The 21,677-nt window shown below is 69.1% G+C and carries 16 protein-coding genes and 2 pseudogenes; 8 read left to right on the top strand and 10 right to left on the bottom strand.

Translation table 11 applies throughout. The annotated features are described in order from the left end of the window. Positions 1 to 65: 65 nt before the first annotated feature. Positions 66 to 635 (top strand): sigma-70 family RNA polymerase sigma factor, encoded by a 570-nt coding sequence (locus AB0C82_RS08800; protein WP_362838403.1) that lies wholly within the window; start codon positions 66 to 68, stop codon positions 633 to 635. A gap of 28 nt (positions 636 to 663) precedes the next feature. On the opposite strand, the gene AB0C82_RS08795 is transcribed toward AB0C82_RS08800, so the two are convergent. Continuing rightward, on the bottom strand, positions 664 to 1,269 hold the full coding sequence (locus tag AB0C82_RS08795; RefSeq protein ID WP_362837819.1) for a TetR/AcrR family transcriptional regulator: 606 nt from the start codon (positions 1,267 to 1,269) through the stop codon (positions 664 to 666). 415 nt (positions 1,270 to 1,684) lie between these two features. On the opposite strand from AB0C82_RS08795, the gene AB0C82_RS08790 reads away from it, so the two are divergent. Next, positions 1,685 to 2,158, top strand: a complete 474-nt coding sequence (locus AB0C82_RS08790; RefSeq protein ID WP_362837817.1) for a DNA starvation/stationary phase protection protein — start codon at positions 1,685 to 1,687, stop codon at positions 2,156 to 2,158. 105 nt (positions 2,159 to 2,263) lie between these two features. Here AB0C82_RS08790 and AB0C82_RS08785 read toward each other — a convergent pair whose 3' ends face one another. From AB0C82_RS08785 to AB0C82_RS08775, 3 genes are all read right to left on the bottom strand, one after another. Further along, the gene (locus AB0C82_RS08785) at positions 2,264 to 3,169 is read right to left on the bottom strand and encodes an RICIN domain-containing protein (protein ID WP_362837815.1); all 906 of its coding nucleotides are present in this window, start codon (positions 3,167 to 3,169) and stop codon (positions 2,264 to 2,266) included. A gap of 904 nt (positions 3,170 to 4,073) precedes the next feature. Then, positions 4,074 to 7,169, bottom strand: coding sequence for a BTAD domain-containing putative transcriptional regulator (locus AB0C82_RS08780; RefSeq protein WP_362837813.1), 3,096 nt, complete (start codon positions 7,167 to 7,169; stop codon positions 4,074 to 4,076). Between the two features lie 337 nt (positions 7,170 to 7,506). Next, a complete protein-coding gene (locus tag AB0C82_RS08775) occupies positions 7,507 to 7,956 on the bottom strand; it encodes a DUF5707 domain-containing protein (protein WP_362837811.1) in 450 nt (149 codons plus the stop codon). A gap of 392 nt (positions 7,957 to 8,348) precedes the next feature. Here AB0C82_RS08775 and AB0C82_RS08770 point away from each other — a divergent pair, with 392 nt between their 5' ends. After that, a complete protein-coding gene (locus AB0C82_RS08770) occupies positions 8,349 to 9,497 on the top strand; it encodes a serine hydrolase domain-containing protein (RefSeq protein WP_362837809.1) in 1,149 nt (382 codons plus the stop codon). A gap of 61 nt (positions 9,498 to 9,558) precedes the next feature. On the opposite strand, the gene AB0C82_RS08765 is transcribed toward AB0C82_RS08770, so the two are convergent. Genes AB0C82_RS08765 through AB0C82_RS08755 form a run of 3 tightly spaced genes read right to left on the bottom strand, consistent with a single transcriptional unit; the run spans position 9,559 to position 12,923 of the window. After that, positions 9,559 to 9,873, bottom strand: coding sequence for a hypothetical protein (locus tag AB0C82_RS08765; RefSeq protein ID WP_362837807.1), 315 nt, complete (start codon positions 9,871 to 9,873; stop codon positions 9,559 to 9,561). 36 nt (positions 9,874 to 9,909) lie between these two features. Beyond that, positions 9,910 to 10,584 (bottom strand): response regulator transcription factor, encoded by a 675-nt coding sequence (locus AB0C82_RS08760; RefSeq protein WP_362837805.1) that lies wholly within the window; start codon positions 10,582 to 10,584, stop codon positions 9,910 to 9,912. After that, positions 10,581 to 12,923, bottom strand: coding sequence for a histidine kinase (locus AB0C82_RS08755; protein WP_362837803.1), 2,343 nt, complete (start codon positions 12,921 to 12,923; stop codon positions 10,581 to 10,583). The genes AB0C82_RS08760 and AB0C82_RS08755 overlap by 4 nt, the downstream gene beginning before the upstream one ends. A 516-nt stretch (positions 12,924 to 13,439) precedes the next feature. Here AB0C82_RS08755 and AB0C82_RS08750 point away from each other — a divergent pair. The 4 genes and pseudogenes from AB0C82_RS08750 to AB0C82_RS08735 form a co-directional block, all read left to right on the top strand. Further along, the gene (locus AB0C82_RS08750) at positions 13,440 to 14,279 is read left to right on the top strand and encodes an alpha/beta hydrolase (RefSeq protein ID WP_362837802.1); all 840 of its coding nucleotides are present in this window, start codon (positions 13,440 to 13,442) and stop codon (positions 14,277 to 14,279) included. 106 nt (positions 14,280 to 14,385) lie between these two features. Beyond that, entirely contained in the window at positions 14,386 to 15,219 is an 834-nt protein-coding gene (locus AB0C82_RS08745) for an alpha/beta hydrolase (RefSeq protein WP_362837801.1), read from the top strand. 453 nt (positions 15,220 to 15,672) lie between these two features. Further along, positions 15,673 to 15,993: pseudogene (locus tag AB0C82_RS08740) on the top strand (hypothetical protein); the annotation flags it as partial. Between the two features lie 734 nt (positions 15,994 to 16,727). Beyond that, positions 16,728 to 16,973, top strand: a pseudogene (locus AB0C82_RS08735) (SCO5918 family protein); the annotation flags it as partial. 104 nt (positions 16,974 to 17,077) lie between these two features. Here the strand turns inward: AB0C82_RS08735 and AB0C82_RS08730 are convergent. Together AB0C82_RS08730 and AB0C82_RS08725 are read right to left on the bottom strand one after the other, a co-directional pair. Continuing rightward, positions 17,078 to 17,437, bottom strand: coding sequence for a hypothetical protein (locus AB0C82_RS08730; protein ID WP_362837800.1), 360 nt, complete (start codon positions 17,435 to 17,437; stop codon positions 17,078 to 17,080). 239 nt (positions 17,438 to 17,676) lie between these two features. After that, the gene (locus AB0C82_RS08725; protein WP_362837798.1) at positions 17,677 to 18,948 is read right to left on the bottom strand and encodes a SpoIIE family protein phosphatase; all 1,272 of its coding nucleotides are present in this window, start codon (positions 18,946 to 18,948) and stop codon (positions 17,677 to 17,679) included. A 538-nt stretch (positions 18,949 to 19,486) separates the two neighbouring features. On the opposite strand from AB0C82_RS08725, the gene AB0C82_RS08720 reads away from it, so the two are divergent. Continuing rightward, positions 19,487 to 19,846, top strand: a complete 360-nt coding sequence (locus AB0C82_RS08720; RefSeq protein ID WP_362837796.1) for a PRC-barrel domain containing protein — start codon at positions 19,487 to 19,489, stop codon at positions 19,844 to 19,846. A 175-nt stretch (positions 19,847 to 20,021) separates the two neighbouring features. On the opposite strand, the gene AB0C82_RS08715 is transcribed toward AB0C82_RS08720, so the two are convergent. After that, positions 20,022 to 21,551 (bottom strand): UDP-N-acetylglucosamine 1-carboxyvinyltransferase, encoded by a 1,530-nt coding sequence (locus AB0C82_RS08715; RefSeq protein ID WP_362837794.1) that lies wholly within the window; start codon positions 21,549 to 21,551, stop codon positions 20,022 to 20,024. Between the last annotated feature and the right edge of the window lie 126 nt (positions 21,552 to 21,677).

The raw sequence follows: 21,677 nt of genomic DNA, 5'->3' as shown, positions 1-21,677 counted from the left end.
GCGCATGCGGGTGGACACGCCACGGAACACTTGGACAGGATCGAGCGCCACGCATGAACGGAATCATGGAAACGGTGACCACTACCCCGTCTCCGACTTGGTCGCATGATCGGAACCTCGCATCCGACGCTGACTACGACGCCTTCATCAGAGACATCTACGACCAGTACGGCCCTCTGCTCACCCGGTACGCCGCACGCCTGCTGGACGGTGACTGGCACAAGGGGGAGGACATCTTCCAGGAGACCGCGGCCCGCGCCTGGAAGCACGCCCGGTTCCTGGGCACCCGCCACGAAAGCATCAGACCGTGGTTGTTCACCGTGGCCAGGAATCTCGTCATCGACCACCACCGGGCCCGCCAGATAAGGCCGTTGGAGCACATGCCCGTCGAGGAGCTGGACACCTACAGCGACAACACGGCATCCACGATCGACTCCCATGTGGTGTCGCAGGCCCTGGGGGAGCTGAACGAGCAGCAGCGAACAGTCATCTGCCTCATGTACTACCTGGAATGCACCGTTGCCCAAGCGGCCGAGCACCTCGGCATACCGGCCGGCACCGTCAAGAGCCGCGCCTTCTACGCCATGCGGGCATTGCGTAGAGTGCTGGAGAAGCAAGGGATTCTGGGGATGTAACCATGGCGCGGCCCCGGTCGCATTGTCGTCAACGGGGCCTGTATTCCAAACTGGGAAGCACGACGCACCTGAAGTACGCGCGCAGGTAGGTTGTGTCGGGGTCTGCCCCCGTCACCGCCCGCTGCGACAGCATCGCGCCGAGCACCAGCTGGGGGAAGTAGGCGATGGCGGGACAGTCCTCGGAGACTTCTCCCCGCTGCACCGCCCGGCTCAGCATCAGACGCAGTGCGTCCAGGTGCCCCTCGACGACATGTCTGCGCAGGGCCTCCGCGAGATGACGGTCGCCGCGTACCGCGTGCGCCAATGATGAAAGCAGGCGGGCGGACTGGCCCCCGTCTTCTCCGGCCCTCACGGCGACCCCGTCCAGATCGCCCGGGAGGGTGCCGGTGTCGACGGCGTCGATGCGGATGCGTTCGGTCTGCTCGAGGGCCGCTGCTACCAGCAGCGTCTTGTGCTGCCACCGGCGGTAGAGAGTCGCCTTGCTCGTGCGCGCCTTCGCACTGACCATGTCCATCGTCAGAGCTTCGAAGCCCACGTCCTTGAGCAGTTCCCGAACCGCCACGAGGATGGTTCGTCTGCGTTCTTCGCTCAGCCGGGACGGGCCCGGGCCCGGGCTTGTCGGTGTCGTCTGCATGAATGATTCCCTATGCGGTATCGGATGTCGGAACTCGGTGACGGGCGGGGGCCGAGCCGGGGCGCGCGGTCGGCCGCGGTCAACGGATGCAAGGGATGTGCCTCGTCAGTTCACGGGTCCATGCCGGCCTCGTCGGCACAACTGATCAAGGTAGTGACGGCCGGCCAGACGTACGTGTTCGTCCCGGCGTCCGCCTTGCGCCCACGCAGGGCACCCACGCCTGACGTGGCTGAACATCGCAGAACGCGCGGAATTGTGTGCCGGACGAGTTGAACCCGTGGGAGGTCACCGCCGTTCCTAGCCTCGGGCTCATCAGCGCCCGCACGGAGTCGGGCTGCGGCACGTCTCTGTGGTCAGCAGTCGTCGGCGTCCGCGACCAGGACGCCGACGCCACTCACGAAAGGACCGCATTCCCATGCCGGTCATCAACAACCCTCTGCCGAAGAGCGACCGAGAGATCGCGGGTGCGGCTCTGCAAGCGACCCTCGCCGACCTCCTCGACCTGTCCCTTGTGGCCAAGCAGGCCCACTGGAACCTGCACGGCCCGCGTTTCCGCTCGGTGCATGTCCAGCTCGACGAGGCCGCCACCATCGCGCGGAACTACGCCGACACAGTGGCCGAGCGCGCGGCCGCCCTGGGCGTCAGCCCGGACGGACGGGCCGTGACCATAGCGGGAACCAGCGGCGTGCCCGCCTTTCCGCCAGGCTGGACCAAGGACACTGACGCCGTCGAGGCCCTGGTGCACGCGCTTTCCGCTGTGATCGGGGCAGTGCGCCAGCGGATCGACGAGACCGGCCCGGCGGACGTCGTCACTCAGGACCTCCTCATCGGACTCACCGCCGAACTGGAGAAGCAGAACTGGATGTTCCAGGCAGAGAACCGGGTCTGATCAGTCCTCCCGCGGCGGCCGTACCGGGCGAGCGGGCCGGCCCCGCGCGGCGATCTTCGCCCGGCCCCTCCTGATGCCGGGCGAGGAGTCGCCGCACCGTCCTGGTCATCCGCGGGTCCAGGTCTGGTTCGCGGCGCCGGTGCAGGGCCACAGAATGGCCCGGGTTCCGTCGGCGGACTGGCGGTCGTAGACGTCCACGCACTTGACGGCGAACTCGGCCACCAAGTCATCGGTCGTGTTCAGGTGGAACTGCTGAGAGGCTGCGCCGGTGCAGGCGGCCACCCGGATGGCCGTGCCGTCGTCCTTCGAGGCGCCGACTAGGGCCATGCACAGTCCCTGCGAGCGGACCGTCCCGTCCGAGGGGAACTCCCATCGCTGATCGGCGGACCCGTCACAGGTCCGGATGGTCAATGGAGCCCCGGCGCTTCCTCCGGAGAGGCACTTGCCCGACTGCCGGCCCGTCAGCGTCCGACCGGTTACCGTACCGTCCTCGCGGTCAGGAGCCACCTCGTCGCTGGACGTCTTCGTATCGGCTCCTGTGGTAGCGGACACGGCCTCGCCGACCTCTTCGGGCGCATGCGCCTCGCTGGTCTTCCTGCCCTTCCCCTTCTCCGTGCCGTCCGGCGAGACCTCCCCCGCGACGCCGGCCTTCCGCTTCTCTTCCGCGGGCCGCGCGCTGATGTCCGCCCCGTCGTCGGAAGGGGCGGCTTCGAAACGGGTACTGCCTGCCCGCGGGGTCTCGCCGGCGACATGGGACGCGGTGGGGATTCCCGGGTCGTCGCCGAGACCGGACAGCAGGAGCGCCCCGAGAAGCAGTACGACGCCGGCGATCGCCCCGACGAGGACCGGTTTGCGCGGAAGGCGCAGCGGCGATGTCTCGCTCTCCTCAGGCGAGCGGCCCTCCGGCGGGGATGCGCCCCCGGCATCGGAAGGGCGAGCTGCGGGGTCTGATGTGCCGGACGCCGCTCGGCGGGTCGCCCGTAGTGCCCGGGCGACGTTGGCGCGTTGCACCCCGTCCGGTGTCAGGGTCTCGCCCGACGTCCTTGCCGGGTCCGTCGACGGCTTCCGGACCGGCAACGGGACGGGCCCGGGGCTTCTCCCACCGCCTGCCGGGGCGCCGGCTGGATCCGTGCTGTCCGTCTGGGACATCGCTCTTGCCTCTCATTCGTCCGAGGAGTCAGGGGTCGGGATTGAAGGTGGGACCGGCGGATTGCCACCGCGTAAGGAAGGCAGACGGACCCGAGGACGATGCCGGCGGCCCGCGATGTCCGGACTCCGTTCGGTTCCCTCAGCACGTGAGGCACACCCTGACCCAGGGCGTGCCTGTGCCCGGAGCAGATACCTCGTCGAGACGGGAGAGGGGCGGTTCGGCCACTCGGTCGCGGGCTGCCGGGCAGCGACAGCCGGATGTGTGTCCTCTCCTGGACAGGACGGGTGAACGGCAGGATCGGTTCACGCATCGGCATGGGTGCAAATGCTGACCGTGCTGAAGGAAGGACCTCGCCCCGGACGGAGGCTGCGATCGCCTCCAACACCGCCATCGGGATGATTCTGTGAACCGTCGCCTGGTTCCAGCCGTTCACAGCGAAGGGGCACACATGCGGAGATCATGTCGCACAGTTCCGCGATGGACGCTCCACCGAGCCTTCCGACGGAGAGTTCCCGAATACGCCATCTCCCGGCATCCTCGCCCGTGACGGAACGAAGCGGAACTTCTCGGATCGGCTCACGGCTTCGCGTTCTGCCGTCCTCCGGGGCCATGCTGGCGGGCGCCCTGGTCACGTTCACCACCCGGTGCCACTCCGGGCACTTCCGCATCTGGCCTCACCGGAATCGACGTCGATGCAGGCAGCCGGAACAGAGCCGGCGCGTTCCCGGACGCGTGACCATCCGCCGGCTCAGCCCGGCCGTAGCCCTAACTCGCGGGACCACTACTCCTCGGAACGGGGAGCTTGTGATTCCCGACGGCCCTCTCCGGCGAGGTGGGCGCGGGGTCCGCATCCATGTCGAGGGCGGCGAGCCGGTCACGGACCTCCTTGGCGCTGTGGGACATCTTCCGCGCGTCGGCGTTCTGGAGGGCGTCGACCCAGTCCGCCCGTGCGCCTTCGCTGTCGCCCATGGCCAGACGGGTGTCGCCCAGCCGCATGAGCGTGCCCATGGCGTTCCTGTGGTCGCCCAGCTCCTCGAATGCCCGCGACGCCCGCCGGTAAGTGGTCACCGAGTCCTCGTAACGGCGGAGCAGACGGAGGGTGTAGCCGAGGATGTCCCACCCCTGGGCGAGCTGCCAGGGCGCGTCGAGGCGGTGGAACAGGGCGATGCCCTCCTCGCTGTACAGAAGGCTCTTCTCGAGGTTCCCCAGATTGGAGTGGAACCAGGCGAGTTCGAGGAGGCACTCGGCCAGCCACAACTCTTCGCCCGTCTCCCGGGAGAGTTCCAGCCCCAGTTCGGAGGCCGCCACAGCTTCCTCGGTCCGCCCGAACAGGAACAGCGCACACGCCGTGACGTAGTGGGCTCGTGCCTGTTCACCGATGTCGTCGAGCTCTTCGAAGATCGCTGTCGCGCGTTGCAACTGGTTCAGGGCCTGCTCGTGACGGCCGAGGTAGCCGTGGATGCCACCCAGGTGTCGAAGGCAACGGCCTTCTTCGAGGAGGTTGTTCCGACGTCGGGCCACTTCCAGGGCGGGGGTCAGCGCGGTGACGGCTTCGGGCCAGAACTCCTGGCGGTTGAGGTATTCCTTGAGTGACCAGGCGAGCCCGGTGATGTGATGGTCCAGCTTCTGGCTTACGGCGGTGTGGAGCAGGCTGGTCAGCACACGGTGTTCGGCGGCGAGCCATCGGGTCGCCTGCTTGACGGTGGTGAGTTCTTCCGGAGTGACGCCCGGGTGGGGAGCGCCGAGTTCGAGGTCGTGTGATGTGTCCTGTTTGAGGAACCCGTTGGCCTCGCAGGCGGTGAACATGTAGTGGTCCAGGACCCGGAGAGTGGCGTGGTGGCGCCCCTGGCCGGTGTCGTGGGTGTGGGTCAGCTCGGTGGCGTAGCCGCGTAGGAGGTCGTGCAGGCTGTAGCGGCCGGGCAGCGGTTGTTCCACGAGGCAGGAGCTGACCAGCCCGGCGAGCGCACGGCGGGTCCGGGGGAGGGACAAGCCTGAGAGGCTGGCGGCGGCGGGGGCGGTGATGTCGGGGCCCGGGTGCAGGGCCAGCAAGCGGAAGAGCCGGGCGGTGTGCTCGTCCAGGGACTGGTAGGACCACGAGAAGACGTTGCGCACGTCGGTGGTCGTGTCGAGGCCGGCGAATGCTTCGAGGCCGCCGTGGGAGTGCTGCAGGTCTTCGACCATGACGTGGAGAGGGAGCGAGGGATCGAGTTCCGCGCGGGCGGCAACCACGGCCATGGCCAGGGGAAGCCGTCCGCACAGGCGGATGATGTCGGCCGTTGCGGTGGGCTCGGCGGCGAGCCGTTCGGCTCCCAGACGCCGTTCGAGGGCCTCGTGCGCCTCGGTCGGCGAGGGCAGCGGGAGTCTGAGGGGCTTGGCACCGTCGGTGGTGATGAGGCCGGGAAGTTGGTTGCGGCTGGTGATCAGGGTGAGGCAGCCCGCGCCTGCGGGAAGCAGCGGGCGCACCTGCTGCTCGTCGCGGGCGTTGTCCAGGACCAGCAGGATTCGCCGGTCGGCGAGGAGACTGCGGAAGAGTGTGCTCCGGTCGGCAGTGTCTTCGGGGATGCGCGGGGCGGGCACGCCAAGGGCGGTGAGGAAGCCGTGCAGGGCGTTACCGGGCTCGACGGCGGGTGCGTGCGGGTGGAATCCGCACAGGTTGACGAAGAGCTGCCCGTCGGGGAACGAGGAGGCGATGCGGTGAGCATGGTGCACGGCGAAGGTGGTCTTGCCGACACCGGGAGCACCGCTGATGACCACAGCAGGGGCGGTGGTCGGTCCGGGGCGGCCCGGTGCACCGCTGACGGCGGACAGCCACGCACCCTCGGCGGCCCGCCCCGCGAACACCGGGAGGCCGCGCGGCAGTTGCGCCGGACGCGCCAGGGGCAGGGGCGCTGTTCTCCCGCCATCCGCGACCGCCGCGCCGTGTGCGTCGGAAACGGTGCCCGCGTCCTCGCGTCGGCCGGTGGCGGGGCCGATCGGCGAGGTTGCCTCGCCCTCGTCCGGTCCTCCGGTCGTGGTAGTCCCGCTCGGGTGGCTGCCGTGCTTGGTCACCGTGTTGTTCGACCGGTCGGCCGGGTGCAGTGGTGGCAGGTCATGGTGGAGGATGCCCTGGTGCAGGGCGCGTAGGGCAGGGCCCGGTTCGAGGCCGAGCTCGTCGGCGAAGTGCCGGCGCACGTCCGTGTAGCGCTGCAGCGCTTCGGGGTGCCGGCCGGCGAGGTACAGGGCTCGCAGCAGCAGGGCCCAGCCGGTCTCCCGCAAGGGATGCTGCGCGGTTATCTCCTCCGCGGCATTGAGGGCTTCGGTGATCCGGCCTTGCAGGAGGAGGCCGGTGATGCGGATCTCGCGCGTGGTCTGCCGCAGTTCGTCCAGGCGTGTTGTCTCCTGGGTGACGAACAGGTGGTGCGCGGCGTCGGCGAACGCCGTGCCGCGCCACATGTCCAGGGCCCTCTGGGCCTCCTCCACGATGCGGTCGGGCAGGCCTTGGTCCATGAACCGGTGTGCCTGGGCAACGGCGCGCTCGAAGCGCGTGGTGTCACGGTTCTCGGGCGCCACGCGCAGGGCATAGCCCAGGGGTTCGGTGACCAGAATCTCGAAGGCGCCCTGCCGGCGAAGGTGCCGGGGTTCCAGGAGCGCGCGTACCTTGCTGACGTGGGCATGCAGGGAGCCCAGTGCCGCGCCCGGTGCCCGTCCCGGCTGCGGCGGCCACAGTTCCTCGCACAGAGTCTGCGGAGAGACCGCCCGGCCGTCCGCCAGCAGCAGGCGAATCAGCAGCAGTCGCTGCCTGCGGCGACCCGGGTCGAGGACCGTGCCCGCCCGCCGTACCTCGAGCGGACCCAGCAGTCCGAAGTAGAGACCTTGCCCCACAGCTGTCACCGTACCTACCGGAATCTCACTTGGCGGCGTCACCCTCGGGGCACGCGCCCGACCAGGGCCCGGTGCGTGGGTGGCCTGTTCGCGCCGTGACGGAAACCTGCTCGACCTCACCGGACGCCCGCATGGGTTCCGTGGCGGCGGCACCGGAGACAGGGGCGACGAGGACCCCGTTGTCCGCTTCCCGCATATCGGACAGGACATTAGCAGGACGTCCTCCGGTGGGAGGCTTCGCCGGCTGCGGGATGGGCCGCCGTGACAAGGGCGCCTCCACCGTCCCCGCCGTGGCAGGGGTGTTCTCGCCGCAGCCGCCCGAGGAGCCGGTGGCGGGTCATCGGGAGAGGTCGAAGGTGGCGGCGCGGGGCTGGAACACCGTGCCTCCGTCCTTCGCTGTCGCCAGCGTCGAGATGTACCAGGTGCCTCGCTCCAGCGCTGCCGCCTCTTCGGTGGTGACCTTCAGCGAGAAGACGCAGCGAGCGGTTTCGTCACTGGTGCCGCGGCACGTGGCGCTCTCCACGTCGCGCATCTCCGCCTTGGTCGGATCGAGCTCGCTGCTCGCCGGCCACGCGAGGACCTTGAGGCCGCGGACACCCGAATCGTCGTGCGCCTCCGCCGTGAAGGTGAGCGACCCGGCGCGGCCGCCCGTGGGGGCGACGTAATGGACCGACTCCTTCTTCACCGTCGGTTCCGTGCCGGTCGAGGCCATGGCGAGGCCACCGGCGGTCATCGCGCCGATGACGGCGATGCCGAGGAGGGACGAGAGAAGGACACGCTTGGTCATGGAAGGGTCTCCTGGTTCGTGTGTGAGCCGGCGTGGTGTGCCTGCCGGATCGAGCGTGAGGGGAGGGGCGAAGAAGACGGATAAAACGCCGGTGAAGCGGCCTCCGGGCTGCATCCCCGACGTTTTCGAGACTATGGCCCGAGGCCGGCCCGGTCCTCGGGACATCGGATGATTGCCGTGTCTAACCAGAGGTGCAGAACGCTTTCCAGCCGTCCACCGACCGGTCGCCGCCGACCGAGAACCCGCAGGTGGGAGTCCGCGTCCGGGGAGCGGCGCGACCTCTCGCGGGAGCGGCATGTGAACACATGTCATGAACTGCGGTGATGCGTGAACCGGTGTGACGTTCATTCCGTTGAGTGATTGAACGATTGTCATCCGGAATGGAGAAAAGCATGGTCATCGTCGAGGGAACGAGCACCGCCCGGTTCGAGCCGGTTCGAGCGGCGCTGGCAGCGCACCTCGAAGCCGACGAGGAGTTGGGGGCGTCCATCGCCGTCGATGTGGACGGGGTCATGGAGGTCGATCTGTGGGGTGGCCACACAGACGAAGCACGGAACGTGCCGTGGCACAGGGATACGTTGGTGAGCATGTGGTCGACCACGAAGACCCTCACCAATCTCGCGGCCCTCGTCCTCGCCGACCGAGGGGCATTGGATCTCCACCGCCCGGTCGCGCACTACTGGCCCGAGTTCGCCGCCCAGGGGAAGCAGCACATCGAGGTGCGGCACGTCCTGGCCCACACCTCGGGACTCTCCGGCTGGCAAGCGCCCTTCACCATGGAGGATCTGTACCACTGGCCGACCGCGAGTGCCCGGCTGGCTGCGCAGGCGCCCTGGTGGGAGCCGGGCTCCGCTTCGGGGTACCACGTGCAGACTCAAGGGCAGCTGGTGGGAGAGCTCGTCCGGCGGGTCAGCGGGCGTACTCTGAGGGAGTTCGTCGACACCGAGATCGCCAAGCCGGCACAAGCCGATGTCCAGATCGGCGCGCGCCAGGCCGACTGGCCGCGTATCGCTGATCTGGTGGCCCCCTCGCAGCTCTCCGGTATACCCAACGGTCTTGATCCCGACGGGATCTTCACCAGGACGTTGCTCGGAAGCCCCGCCCGTGACGAGCACGTCGACACTCCGCAGTGGCGCACCGCCGAACTCGGAGCCGTCAACGGACACGGCAACGCACGGGGCATGGCCCGTGCCCTCTCCGTCATCTCACGGCGCGGCCAGGTGAACGGCGTCCGGCTTCTCTCCGCTGAGACGGTGGACAAGGTGTTCGACGTACAGGCCGACGGAGTGGACCTGTTCCTGGGCGTCCCCGTCCGTTGGGGCATCGGCTACGCGCTCGCCGACCCGAGGACGATGCCGCACATGCCCACCGGAAGGATCTGCTTCTGGGTGGGTCGGGGCGGTTCGATCGTCATGATGGACCTCGACCGGCGCGTCACCTTCTCGTACACCATGAACCGTGTGGGCGACGGAATCCTCGGCTCGGAGCGCACCCACAGCTACATCAAGCATGTCTACGAAGTCTTGGAATCCACCGACTGATCTGCACCCCACCCCCGAGCCCGGTCGGAGACTCCGTGTGTGGAGCTGTCGACCCGGTGGGTCAGGGCGCTGTCTCCGGGTTCTGCCCCCGCCGCAGGGCGCGGGCGCACCACCCGATGACCAGGGCGTTGACCAGGGCACCGAGAACGATGGAGAGGCAGAACGCCGCGGCTCCCTCAGGCAGGACGAGCAGCAGCACGATGCCGGCCGGGACGGTGGCGACGAGCGGGAGGACGAGCGCCATGGACCCCTCGGAGGTAGCCAGGAGCGCCCAGGCGAGCAGGAGCGCGCAGGCTATGAGGTACAGCCGGGCGGCAAGGGTGTTCAGGGCCCGGCCTGCGGAGCGAAGGGGAAGGAGGACTGGACGGGGCACCACGGTGGACTCCTCGGAGAGCTGACTGCGAACCACACGTCAGTGGGGCGGGTTCGGGTGGACGAGCCCGAGGTCGTAGGCGAAGATCGTCGCCTGAACCCGGTCCCGTAGTTCGAGCTTGCGCAGTAGCGCGTTGATGTGGGACTTCACGGTCCCGACGGTGATTCCGAGATGCTCGGCGATCTCCGCGTTGGTCAGCCCGGAGGCCACCAGGGCCAGGACACCGCGTTCACGGCTGGTCAGGCTGCCCAGCTCGCGGGGGACGTCGCCGCCCGGGAGTCCGGCGCCCGGTCTTGACGCGTAGTGCCCGATGAGCCTGCGGGTCGCGGACGGGGCGAGAACGCTTTCGCCGGCGGCAACCACGCGGATGCCGTCCAGCAGTTCAGCGGGCTCCACGTCCTTGAGGAGGAAGCCGGAGGCGCCGGCGCGCAGGGTGTCGAACACGTACGCGTCGAGGTCGAAAGTGGTCAGCACGAGGACATGGGGTGCGTCGGGGCGCCCCGTGATGATCCGCGTGGCCGCGATGCCGTCGAGTCCGGGCATGCGGACGTCCATGAGAACGACGTCGGGTGCCAACTCCTCGGCCAGACGCACCGCTTCGGCGCCGTCAGCGGCCTCGCCGACGACCACCATGTCCTCCTCGGCGTCGATCACGGCTGCGAATCCCGCCCGTACGATGCCCTGATCGTCGGCGACCAGCACTCTGAGACTCATTGTTGTCTTTCCTGGTCGTCATGCCGCACCGTCGGTGGCGCGGTCAGAGGCAGCCGGAGGCACACCGGGCCCTGCGGGTTGGTGGTGAGAGTCCCGCCGATCACCGCGGCGCGTACCGCGAGCTGCCGGCACAGGGCGGAACGGACGGTGCCCGGCACACCGGTCGCTGTCACGGTCAACGCGGACTCGTCGGCGTCGAGCGCCACGGTCATCGGACCGTCGCCGCCGACTGTGAGAAGCGTTTCGCAGGCATGATAGGCGGCCAGGTCCACAGCGGTGGGCAACCGTCCCGGCATACGGTCGCTCCACCGTATGTCGACCTCACGACCGGTCGCCCGGATCTGGAGGACGAGGAGGTCGAGAGCCTGGAGGGTGGGCTGCGGCCCCAAGGAGGGTGCCGTATCCGCCTCGCGGACGGTGTCGAGCAGGGCGCGCATCGTCGCGAGGGCCTCGCGGGCGTGTGCGGCGACCGCGTCGAGTCGGCCCGCCTCGGCCTGCGCCACCATGTCGGCAGTGCGCGTCAGCACCGTGGTCTCCAGCCCGGCAGCGATGCGGCGGCGCTCAGCCCACGCGTCCCGGACCGCCTCTTCGGTCCACGTCGCGAGATGTTCCGTCTGATCACGGCGGACGGCCCGGTCGCGGCACCCGCGCAGGGTGCCGGCCCACCAAGCCGCACCCACCGCCAGGGCCGCCTGGGCCGTCGCTCCGGCGACGACTGACCAGAGGGGGAGGTGTGTACCTCGGTGCAGGACAGTGGCCGTCGTGGTCGTGGCGTGTATCCCCACGGCCGCGGCAGCCATGAGCGCCTCGGCCGGCAGACGGGTGCGCCTTTCGGTGCCGAGCGGGCCGGTAGTGGCCGCGGCAGCCGCCGCGGAGGCGACCATCGCGCACGTGGCGACCATGCTCAGCAAGGGCGGTAGGAGTACCCAACCGGTGTACTCGCCGACGGCCATCGCCACCGGCCAGAAAGGGACCAGGCCGAGCACGACGCCTCGGGTGGTGCCGGGGGCGCGATGTCGCCACAGGAGCGCGACTGCCTGAGCCGCGGCCAGAAGCGCGAAGAGCGCCCCCGCCGATACCCGTTGCGTGTTCGAGGCTGTCTCCTCCCGGAAGACCAGCATGGGAAGCAACGGCTGCAGTGCGAGACCGGCGGCTGTTACGGCCTGCGCGAGGCGATAACCGTACGGAACCGACCGCCCCGTCGAGGCTGCGGCGGCCCGCCCGGGCAGGACTGCGCGTACCTCCCACCCGCCCTCGGCCGTCGGCCCGCTGGTCAGCGTGCCACCCACCTCCCGTGCCCGCGACCGAAGGAAGCCCTGGCCGCGTCCTGAACCGAGGCCCGCGCCGTGCGCCACCGACCCGGCCGGCGGCGGCGCGCTCGTGACCACGACCTCCGTGCCGGCGTCACCGTATCTGCAGGTCACGGTCGTGGCCGCGCCCGGCGAGTGCCGCGCCACGTTGGTGAGGGCCTCACGCACGATGCCGTACACCGCGTCCGCCGGAGCACCGTCCGGCATCGGATCGATCGCGCACTCCACCCCTCGGCCCAGCTGGGAGAACCCGGCGCACAACTCCAGCAGCCGCTCTCTCGGAGTGGGCAGTTGCTCCCGTGAGGGCGCCGGTGACCTCACTGAACGGAGCGCCTGGGTCACCTCGCGGCCGGTCTCGGCCGCGAAGCGGAGTGCCTCACCCACCAGCTCGGGACGACGGTCACGCAGCCCGAGCGCCGCGCCCGCCGTGACCACCACAGCCGTCAGATGGTGGGCGCTGACATCGTGCAACTCCCTTTCCATCCGACGCCTTTCGACGACCGGGAGCCGGTGCCGTTCGATCTCGGCCCGCTGCAGTCGCTGTTGCGCGGACCGCCGTGAACGACGGGTCCGCCGCACCAGCAGCCCGGCCGTGAACGTGGCGGCGTACAGCACGGCCGTCAGAGCGACGTCCAGTCCGTCGCGCTCTTCCAGCCCGTGCAGCGTGAGGCCGTAGAGGATCTGCCATACGGTGAGCGCGACCACGCACAACAGCGCGGTGAAGGCGTCGCGTTCGCTTGTCACCGTGAACAGGGCCAGAGCGACGCCCGCGGTCCCCAGAACCGCCACCGCCCCCGCAGGCAACGGCCCGGCGCCCAGCGCGCAGGCAGGGGCGACCACCACGAGGGCCAGCACCGGCCTGGCGCGACGCAGGGAGAGCGCGGCCGTCACCAGTCCGGCGACGAGGGCCGCCACGAGAAGGGCCGGCCCGGGCGGGACGGTTCCGCGGGCCAGGTCCGCCCCCGGCCACACCGCGGCCTGGGAGCCTGTGAGAAGAAGCGGCAGTAGTCGGTCATCGGTTCGGTTCATGGCGGACGTAAGACTAGGACCGCGGGGGAGCGGTCGTCGTCCGGCTGGAGTGGGAGCCCGCCCTCTTACCTGGGTTGCAGCTTCTGCACCCACGGTGCGACGCGGTAATCGTCCCGGAGCGTGATGGCCGCGGCATCCGCTCCGCCATAGGCTCGATCACGTCGGGAAGCCGCTGTCCGCGGCGCCCTGCACATCATCGATGTCCGCGAACAGTCCGACATCGGGTGAACCGGTCCAGTCGCCCCCTCGTAGGACAGGACGAAGGACGCTCCTCACTCGGTAACCGGGCGAGGGCAATGCCTCAGACCACTCGGGCCGCAGCCCGGCAGCCGCTCTCCGGGCCGCTGTCGGCTGCCGCCCACCAGCGGTCCGATCCGCGCTGATCACGGGCGCGGACGGACGCATGTCAACTCAGCGACCGGCGAAGTAGCCCGTGGCCCCGTTCCTCGAACGCACGGCCTGCTTCGCCCTCACGGTCCGTCGAGGGCCGTCAACCGACCAAGAGGAATTTCACGCATGCGCATCACCCGCCTCGTCCGTCCGAGCCGCAGATCCGCGCTGCTCGGTGTCACCGCGGCCGTAGGGCTGTCCGTCGCCGCCGTCACCCTGCCCGGCGCAGCCGGTGCGGCGCCCCACCACCCGGTACGTCCGACGATCGTGCTGGAGCACGGAGCGTTCGCCGACGCCGCGAGCTGGGACGGTGTCGTCACCCGGCTGCAGCGCGCCGGCTACCCGGTGGTGTCCGCCGCCAACCCGCTGCGAGGTCCGGCGACGGATGCCGCTTACCTGCGCAGCGTCCTCGACCACATCGACGGGCCCGTGGTCCTGGTCGGCCACTCCTACGGGGGCACCGTCATCAGCCAGGCCGCCGCAGGCCTGGAGAACAAGGTCAAGGCGCTGGTCTACATCGCGGCGTTCCTGCCGGACACCGGCGAGAGCTCGCTCGGACTGACGAACAAGTTCCCCGGCAGCACCCTCGGCCAGGCCATCGAGCCCGTCAACTACACGCTGCCCGACGGCGGTCAGGGTGCGGATGTGTACATCAAGGCCGAGAAGTTCCACGCCCAGTTCGCCGCGGACGTGCCGGCCGACAAGGCCGGGCTCATGTCGGCAGGACAGCGTCCGATCGCCGCCGCCGCTCTGGAGGAGAAGTCCACCGAGGCCGCCTGGAAGACGATCCCCTCCTGGTCGCTGGTCACCACCAAGGACCTCAACATCCCCGTGGTCGCCCAGCGCTACATGTCGGCCCGTGCCAAGGCCCGCACGACGACCATCGACGCGTCGCACGCCGTATCCGTGTCCCGCCCCGAAGCGGTCACCCGCATCGTCGAGCAGGCGGCCCGCACGGTCCGATGACCGACGGCCCAGCCCTGGCGCCCGTCACACCTCACCGCACCCGCACAGCCGTGCCCGATCGGGCACTTCACCATCAGCGCAGTCAAACCGGAAGGCAGCAACCACCATGGCGTTCATCACCGTCGGCCAGGAAAACTCCACCAGCATCGAGCTGTACTACGAGGACCACGGCACGGGGCAGCCGGTCGTGCTGATCCACGGCTACCCGCTCGACGGCCACTCCTGGGAGAAGCAGTCCGCCGCGCTCCTGTCGGCCGGCTACCGCGTGATCACGTACGACCGGCGCGGTTTCGGCCGCTCCAGCCAGCCCACCACCGGCTACGACTACGACACCTTCGCCGCCGACCTGAACACAGTCCTGGAGACCCTCGACCTCAACGACGCCGTTCTGGTGGGCTTCTCCATGGGCACGGGTGAGGTCGGCCGTTACCTGGGCACCTACGGCTCCGCCCGTATCGCCAAGGCCGCCTTCCTCGCCTCCCTCGAACCTTTCCTCCTCAAGACCGACGACAACCCCGGCGGCGTCGACGGCACCATCTTCAAGGACATCGAGGGTGCCGTCACCGCCGACCGCTACGCCTACTTCACCGACTTCTACGAGAACTTCTACAACCTCGACGAGAACCTGGGCACCCGCATCAGCGAGGAAGCCGTCCGCAACAGCTGGAACGTCGCCGCAGGCGCCTCCTCGTACGCATCCCTGGCCTGCGTGGCCACCTGGTCCACCGACTTCCGTGCCGACCTGCCCAAGATTGACGTCCCGGCACTGATCCTGCACGGCACCGCCGACCGCATCCTGCCCATCGAGGCCACCGGGGAACTCTTCCACCAGGCACTCCCGCAGGCCGACTACGTCGTCATCGACGGCGCCCCCCACGGCCTGCTGTGGACCCACGCCCAGGAAGTCACCGACGCTCTCCTCACCTTCCTCGCCAAGTGACCGGCGGCAGGTGTCTCACCTGCCGTGAGGCAGCGCGAGGCCGGTTACGCACCGGGCGGGAACTGAGCCGTACCTCCGCTGCTGCACGGCAGGGCCGTGAGCCGCGCCAAGCATGCCGTCGAGCCGACGACAGTGGTCGACGCGCACCACGGCGGCATTGCAACTGGCCGGTCGGCTACAGCCGGTCGGCCGGCCAGCTCCCCTGACACGAGACGCCCACCCGTATGGTCGGGCGGGCGTCTCGCCGGTGACGGCAGGGGCTCCGCGCGCGGCTCGTCAACGTGGGCCGCCGGACACACCTACAGGTACCGGCGCCGGGGCTTGAGGGCCCGCCCTGCGCGCACCGTTCACCGTGGGCACCACGACCTGACTCGGGGGACAGGGCCGTGCCGCGTTCCACGCCGCACGTACTCGGAATTCGGCCTTGCAGCCGCTGCAAGGCCGAGGGATGGCGACATGTTGTCGATCGGCGGGTTCCACCGCGCCATCGGCGGCGAAGCCCGCCTCATCACACCCCTGCGCTCCGCGGGCAGGCATCGCCGCTACTCCCGCTACCAGCTCCGCGTCGCCGCCCGCGCCCGCGAACTCGTCGATGGCGGTACCCCGGTCGAGGCCGCCTGCCGCATCGTCATCCTTGAGGAGCAACTCGAGGAAGCCCAGCGCCTCAACGCCCAACACCCACCGAGGCACCAAGCCGACCAGCACGCCGATCTCGGCCTGAAGCCCTGCGCGTCCGGTGGAAATCCCGCAGGTGCCGAACCCACCTGCCGGTAGTGCGCTCAAGGGCCGTCTCCCTGCGGTTGTCATGCTCGAAAGGATGCTCTCGTCTCCGGCGTGGGTGCTCTGTCGTGCCGCTGCTTCGCGCAAGATGTCCATCGGCTGGCCGGGGCGGCGTCTGCGAGGCGGCTTCAACACGGTGAAGGGCTTCGGCCGCAGAGCCAGGGGCGGCTTCCCGGACGCGTACTGCCCAGTTCGTGATGCGCCCTTCGGGCTCCCGTGAGCTCCAGGCTGGTCAGGCCGTGATGTGTGACGACACCCCGGGCCGGGCAGCCCCAGCCCACGAACACCGGCCGCACCTCTGGGCTGTTCGGCAACAGGCACGCCTTCCCTGCCCCTTCGTCCTGACGGCGACGCGCTGGTGCGCCCATCTGCATCCGAGCGGTCCGCATCCCCGCGCTGTGAAAAATAGGCGTCTTCCTGCAACGCTGTGCTCGGGGTGGGCCAATATCTATGGCCACGGCGTGAGAGTTCAATGCGCCGCGCCGGGAGTGTTTTTACCGCAGCAAAGAGACTGGAATTATTCACCGTACGCGGACCATTACCGCATGCTACTGTCGATCTCAGTTGCAGTTGTGGTTCCCAAACTTCAAGCCTGTGCGTGGTCATTGTCCGACCAGTGGAAGCTTCATTGTGTTTCCGGTTTCCCTCCGGGCGGGGCATCATCGCGGCGACGCCGGATCCGTGCATTACGGATCCTGCACGTTTTGCCCCCAAAGGAGATATGACATGGCATCAAGCCCGAGCAGGCATCCGGCGAGTCCGTGATCATCGGCCGACGCACCTACCCCGTCAAACAGGTCGGACAGGTCATCACACGCCAGGACCGCCGAGACTTCAGCGCGGGAGAAGTCCTGCGGGCCATGACCCAGCTCGGCTTCACCTGCCGCGACCTGGCCCCGGCCCCCGTACCCACTCGGGGCCTCAACCCGTTGCAGCGGGCTTCCGCGATGCTCGGCGCCCCTGTGGCTGCCTGACCGACGGGCTGGCGCGAGCCGCCGGTAAGCAGTGGTGAGGGTCCGGCCGACGCACTCCGGCCGGGCCCTCACCGCGTATCGAGGTGTCCCGGCGCGGCAGCGGGTCAGTGGTCGGAGTAGCTGAAGTCGCCCATCGTCCAGGCACTGACGTCCTCGATCGCGACCCGGTACATCCCGCCCGTCTCCGGGATCCCCACCGTGCCCTGCAGAATCCGAGCCACGTGAAAGTGCAGATGCGTGGGCGGCCCTTCCTCGGGCGCAGCGGTGGTGAACATGGCGGAGAAGTCGCTCAGGCGGGCCGAGTCCGCAAGGACCTCCGACACCCGCTGCCTCCAGACGGCTTCGGGTGCCAGCCGGCCCGTGACGACAGCACCACCGGCGACCACGGTCAGAGGCATCTGATTGCTGCGTCCGGACTCCACCAAGGCGGCAACGTCCACAAGCAGCGCGTCATGCTTCGACATGAGGCCGATTGTATTCGTCTGCCATCAGCGGCTGTTCTGCGGTGTCGCTCCCGGCCAGGACGGCGCTGAGGCCCTGTCGTTGAAGGCGCGGAACCGCCCTCTGAGTGGCACGACAGCAAGATTTCTCCCCACTGTGGCCACCTGGTCAGAGGGGAGACGAGTCGGCTTACCCCCGTGTCGAGTCGGTCTTTGAGCTCGGCGCACACTCCGACACGGGGGATGAGTTCGGCCGGGAAATTTCAGCTGCCAGGCCCAGTGGGCTCTGCGGGAGAGGTGTGCTGCTCGACCGTCGGGGATGCTTCGGAGACGTCGGCGCCGTGGTCGGCGTCGCGGCGGGTGGAGCCGGTGCCGTACCAGTCCAGACACATCACGGTGGCGTCGTCGTGCAGGCGCCCGTCATGGGTACGAACGACGTGCTCGATCAGGAGCCGGGCGGCCTCCCGCGGGTGCAGGTCCTGGGTGCTCTCGATGAGGCCCGGCAGATCGAGGTCCGCAGCGCTGCGCTCCAGCATTCCGTCGGTGAGCATGACCAGCCGGTCCCCGGCGCGCAAGTCCAGCTCCTGGACCGTATAGGTGTGCGGTGCTATGAAGCCGAAGGGCATGTCGACGGCCGGTGTGATCTCCTCGACCTTCCCGCCGCGCAGGCGCAGGGGCCAGGGGTGGCCGGCGTTGATGAACTCGGTTCGACCGTCGTGCAGGCTGATCCGCAGCAGTTGTCCGGTGACGTAGCGGCCGCCGCTGTGCTCGGCCACGGCCCGGTCGGCGCTCTGCGCTTGTTCGGCGAGTCCTGCCCCCTGCCTGCGGGCGCGGCGCAGTGCTCCGACGAGGAGAGTGGCCAGGAGCGCGGCGTCCACGTCGTGCCCCATGGCATCGGTGACGGACAGCTGGACGTAGTCGCGGTCTATGACGTAGTCGAAGGTGTCGCCGCCGACATGCTCGGCCGGCTCCAAGGCCCCGGCGACCGCGAACTGGGCCGCCTCGCAGGCCAGCGACGTGGGCAGCAGCCGGTGCTGGATCTCGGCGGCCAGACCCAGCGGGGAGGTACGCCGACCCCACTGGTACAGGTCGGTGAAGGGCCGGTTCGCGATGATGATGTAGGCCAGGGCGTGGGCACTCCTGCTGATTCTCAGCAGCGTGTCCGCCCCGGGGTACTGGGGCAGATGGAGCTCCAGCAGGCCGAGCGCGTCCCCGCGATTGGTGACCGGTGCGATCACCCGTATCCACGTACCGCCCTCTATGGCCTCCACATGCGGCCGTTGGGTCCGGATCACCTCGTCGTAGACGGTGCCGGAGACGGCGATCGGATCTGCGGAACGCTCCAGGTCGATGTCATCCGCGGTGCCCAGGCGGACGACAGAGGCGCCCGTGAAGTCGGTGATCAGGAACGACACCGACCGAGCCCCGAGCTGTCTTCGCAAAGAAGCGGCTATGACGTCGACGGACTCCACCGGCGGCGCAGCCTCCGCCGCGGCCAGCGCCTCACCCAGCCCGTCCCTTTCACTGTCCCGCATGGAAGCGACCTCCCGCCAGCGTGCCCGCGTGTACGTGCCTGGCGACACGACTTTCCGGCCGAGCACGACAGGCAAGCTACCCCACTGCAGGGCACGGCTTACCTACTCGGTCGAGCGACGCGCCCCCGACACGTCTGGTCTGCTCTCGCCGCGGCTGTAGTGCTCCGGCGCCGCGTGCTTGCTCCGGAAGACGAGGGCCGGCTCTGCGTTTGCCACTGCCACCCGGTGTGCTGCGGTTCGATTCGGCCCCATGATTTCGTCACATATGCCAGAACGATTCCTCCACCTCGCCGGATTCTCCTTCCGGATTACTCCGGCCGACCTTGGCCCGTCTCGCGCGCAACGGCCGGCTCCGCCAACGGCCTTGGCGATCGCGGAAGCCGCCACCCAGCCCGCATGGCCGGCAGCCGACTTGGCTTGCCTACGCACCGACCGTCGCATCGAATGCCTGATTGCTCGGCAAGTGGCAGGGAAGGAAGAGATCGTCGTAGGAGACCAGGCCACCGTCCGCGGTTGGCCGGGACGAAGGGCTGGGTCTGTGAGCAGTATGTGGATGTACGCGCAGGACAGCGGTCACACGGACGGCCAGTCGCTGGCGGGCTTCACCGTTGAGGCCGCGGACGGGGGCATCGGCCACGTGGACCGTCAGCAAGACCAGCCCGGCATGCAGCACCTGGTCGTCGACACCGGTGTGTGGAAGTTCGGCAGAAGCGTGCTCGTCCCGGCCGGTGCCGTCATTGCCATCGATATCAGGACACAGACGGTTAAGCTCGCACCGTCCCGGGAGGAAATCAAAGCTGCTCCCCGATTCACCACCGACAGCGAAACAGGTGATCCCGACTACCTGTCCGCAGTCGGTGACTACTACCTTTCTCTCCGCGCCGCGCCCCTTCGCTGAACCAGGGCGCACCCGGCGGGCCCACCTGCCCGGGCGAACCGGTACCCCGCCGGCCCTGGCTCGGCTGCCTTGGCAACTTTGGCTCCGGTGCACCGAGAGTCGGTAGGTATCCGCAGGTCAGCTGGCATGTTGAGGTGTCGTGCCCCTCGCCCCAAGGGGCACGACACCCCACCCGTCAGATGTCGCGGAAGATCTCGATCTGCGCGCCCACCGAGTTCAGTCGCTCCGCCAGGTCCTCGTAGCCGCGGTTGATCACGTAGACGTTGCGCAGGACCGACGTACCCTCGGCCGCCATCATCGCGAGCAGGACCACCACGGCCGGTCGCAGTGCGGGCGGGCACATCATTTCGGCGGCGCGCCAGCGGGTCGGGCCCTCGACCAGGACCCGGTGGGGGTCGAGGAGCTGGAGCCGGCCGCCGAGGCGGTTGAGGTCGGTCAGGTAGATGGCGCGGTTGTCGTAGACCCAGTCGTGGATCAGGGTCTGGCCGTGCGCGGACGCCGCGATGGCGGCGAAGAAGGGCACGTTGTCGATGTTGAGGCCGGGGAACGGCATCGGGTGGATCTTGTCGATCGGCGCTTCCAGCTTGGAGGGCCGGACGGTCAGGTCCACCAGTCGGGTGCGGCCGTTGTCGGCGGCGTACTCCGCCGTACGGTCGCAGTCGACGCCCATCTCCTCCAGTACCGCGAGCTCGATCTCCAGGAACTCGATCGGTACCCGGCGGATCGTCAGCTCGGACTCGGTCACCACCGCGGCGGCCAGGAGGCTCATCGCCTCGACCGGGTCCTCGGACGGGAAGTAGTCGACGTCCACATCGATCTGGGGGACGCCGTGCACGGTCAGCGTCGTCGTCCCGATGCCCTCGACCTTGACGCCCAGCAGCTCCAGGAAGAAGCACAGGTCCTGGACCATGTAGTTCGAGGACGCGTTGCGGATGATCGTGGTGCCGTCGTGCCGTGCGGCGGCCAGCAGCGCGTTCTCGGTCACGGTGTCGCCGCGCTCGGTCAGCACGATCGGGCGGTCGGGGGAGACCGCGTGGTCGACCTGCGCGTGGTAGAGCCCGTCCGTCGCGGCGATCTCCAGGCCGAACCGGCGCAGCGCGATCATGTGGGGCTCGATGGTGCGCGTACCGAGGTCGCAACCGCCCGCGTACGGCAGGGTGAAGTGGTCGACCCGGTGCAGCAGCGGGCCGAGGAACATGATGATGGAGCGGGTCCGGCGTGCGGCCTCGGCGTCGATCGACGCGAGGTCGAGCTCGGCGGGCGGGACGATTTCGAGGTCCACGCCGTCGTTGATCCAGCGGGTGCGGACCCCGATGGAGTTCAGGACCTCCAGCAGCCGGAAGACCTCTTCGATGCGGGCCACCCGGCGCAGCACCGTGCGGCCCTTGTTGAGGAGCGTGGCGCAGAGCAGCGCGACGCACGCGTTCTTGCTCGTCTTGACGTCGATGGAGCCGGAGAGCCGGCGGCCGCCCACCACGCGCAGGTGCATGGGACCGGAGTAGCCGAGGGACACGATCTCGCTGTCGAGAGCCTCGCCGATGCGGGCGATCATCTCAAGGCTGATGTTCTGGTTGCCGCGCTCGATCCGGTTGACCGCGCTCTGACTTGTGCCGAGAGCGTCGGCCAGCTGCGTCTGTGTCCAGCCCCGGTGCTGACGGGCGTCACGGATGAGCTTGCCGATGCGTACGAGGTAGTCGTCTTCCATGCCCGCACGTTATCTCAGATATGAGATGAAGATCGCGGCGGGGGTGGGGTGTCGCGAACGGTGCCGCGACCCCGCCCCCTCGCGGGTGTGGTGAACCCGCCTCCTGGTGACGCTCCCTCGGGACCG

Source organism: Streptomyces sp. NPDC048560 (assembly GCF_040650955.1).
Classification (GTDB): Bacteria; Actinomycetota; Actinomycetes; order Streptomycetales; family Streptomycetaceae; genus Streptomyces.
This window is presented reverse-complemented; position numbering and strand designations above follow the sequence as displayed.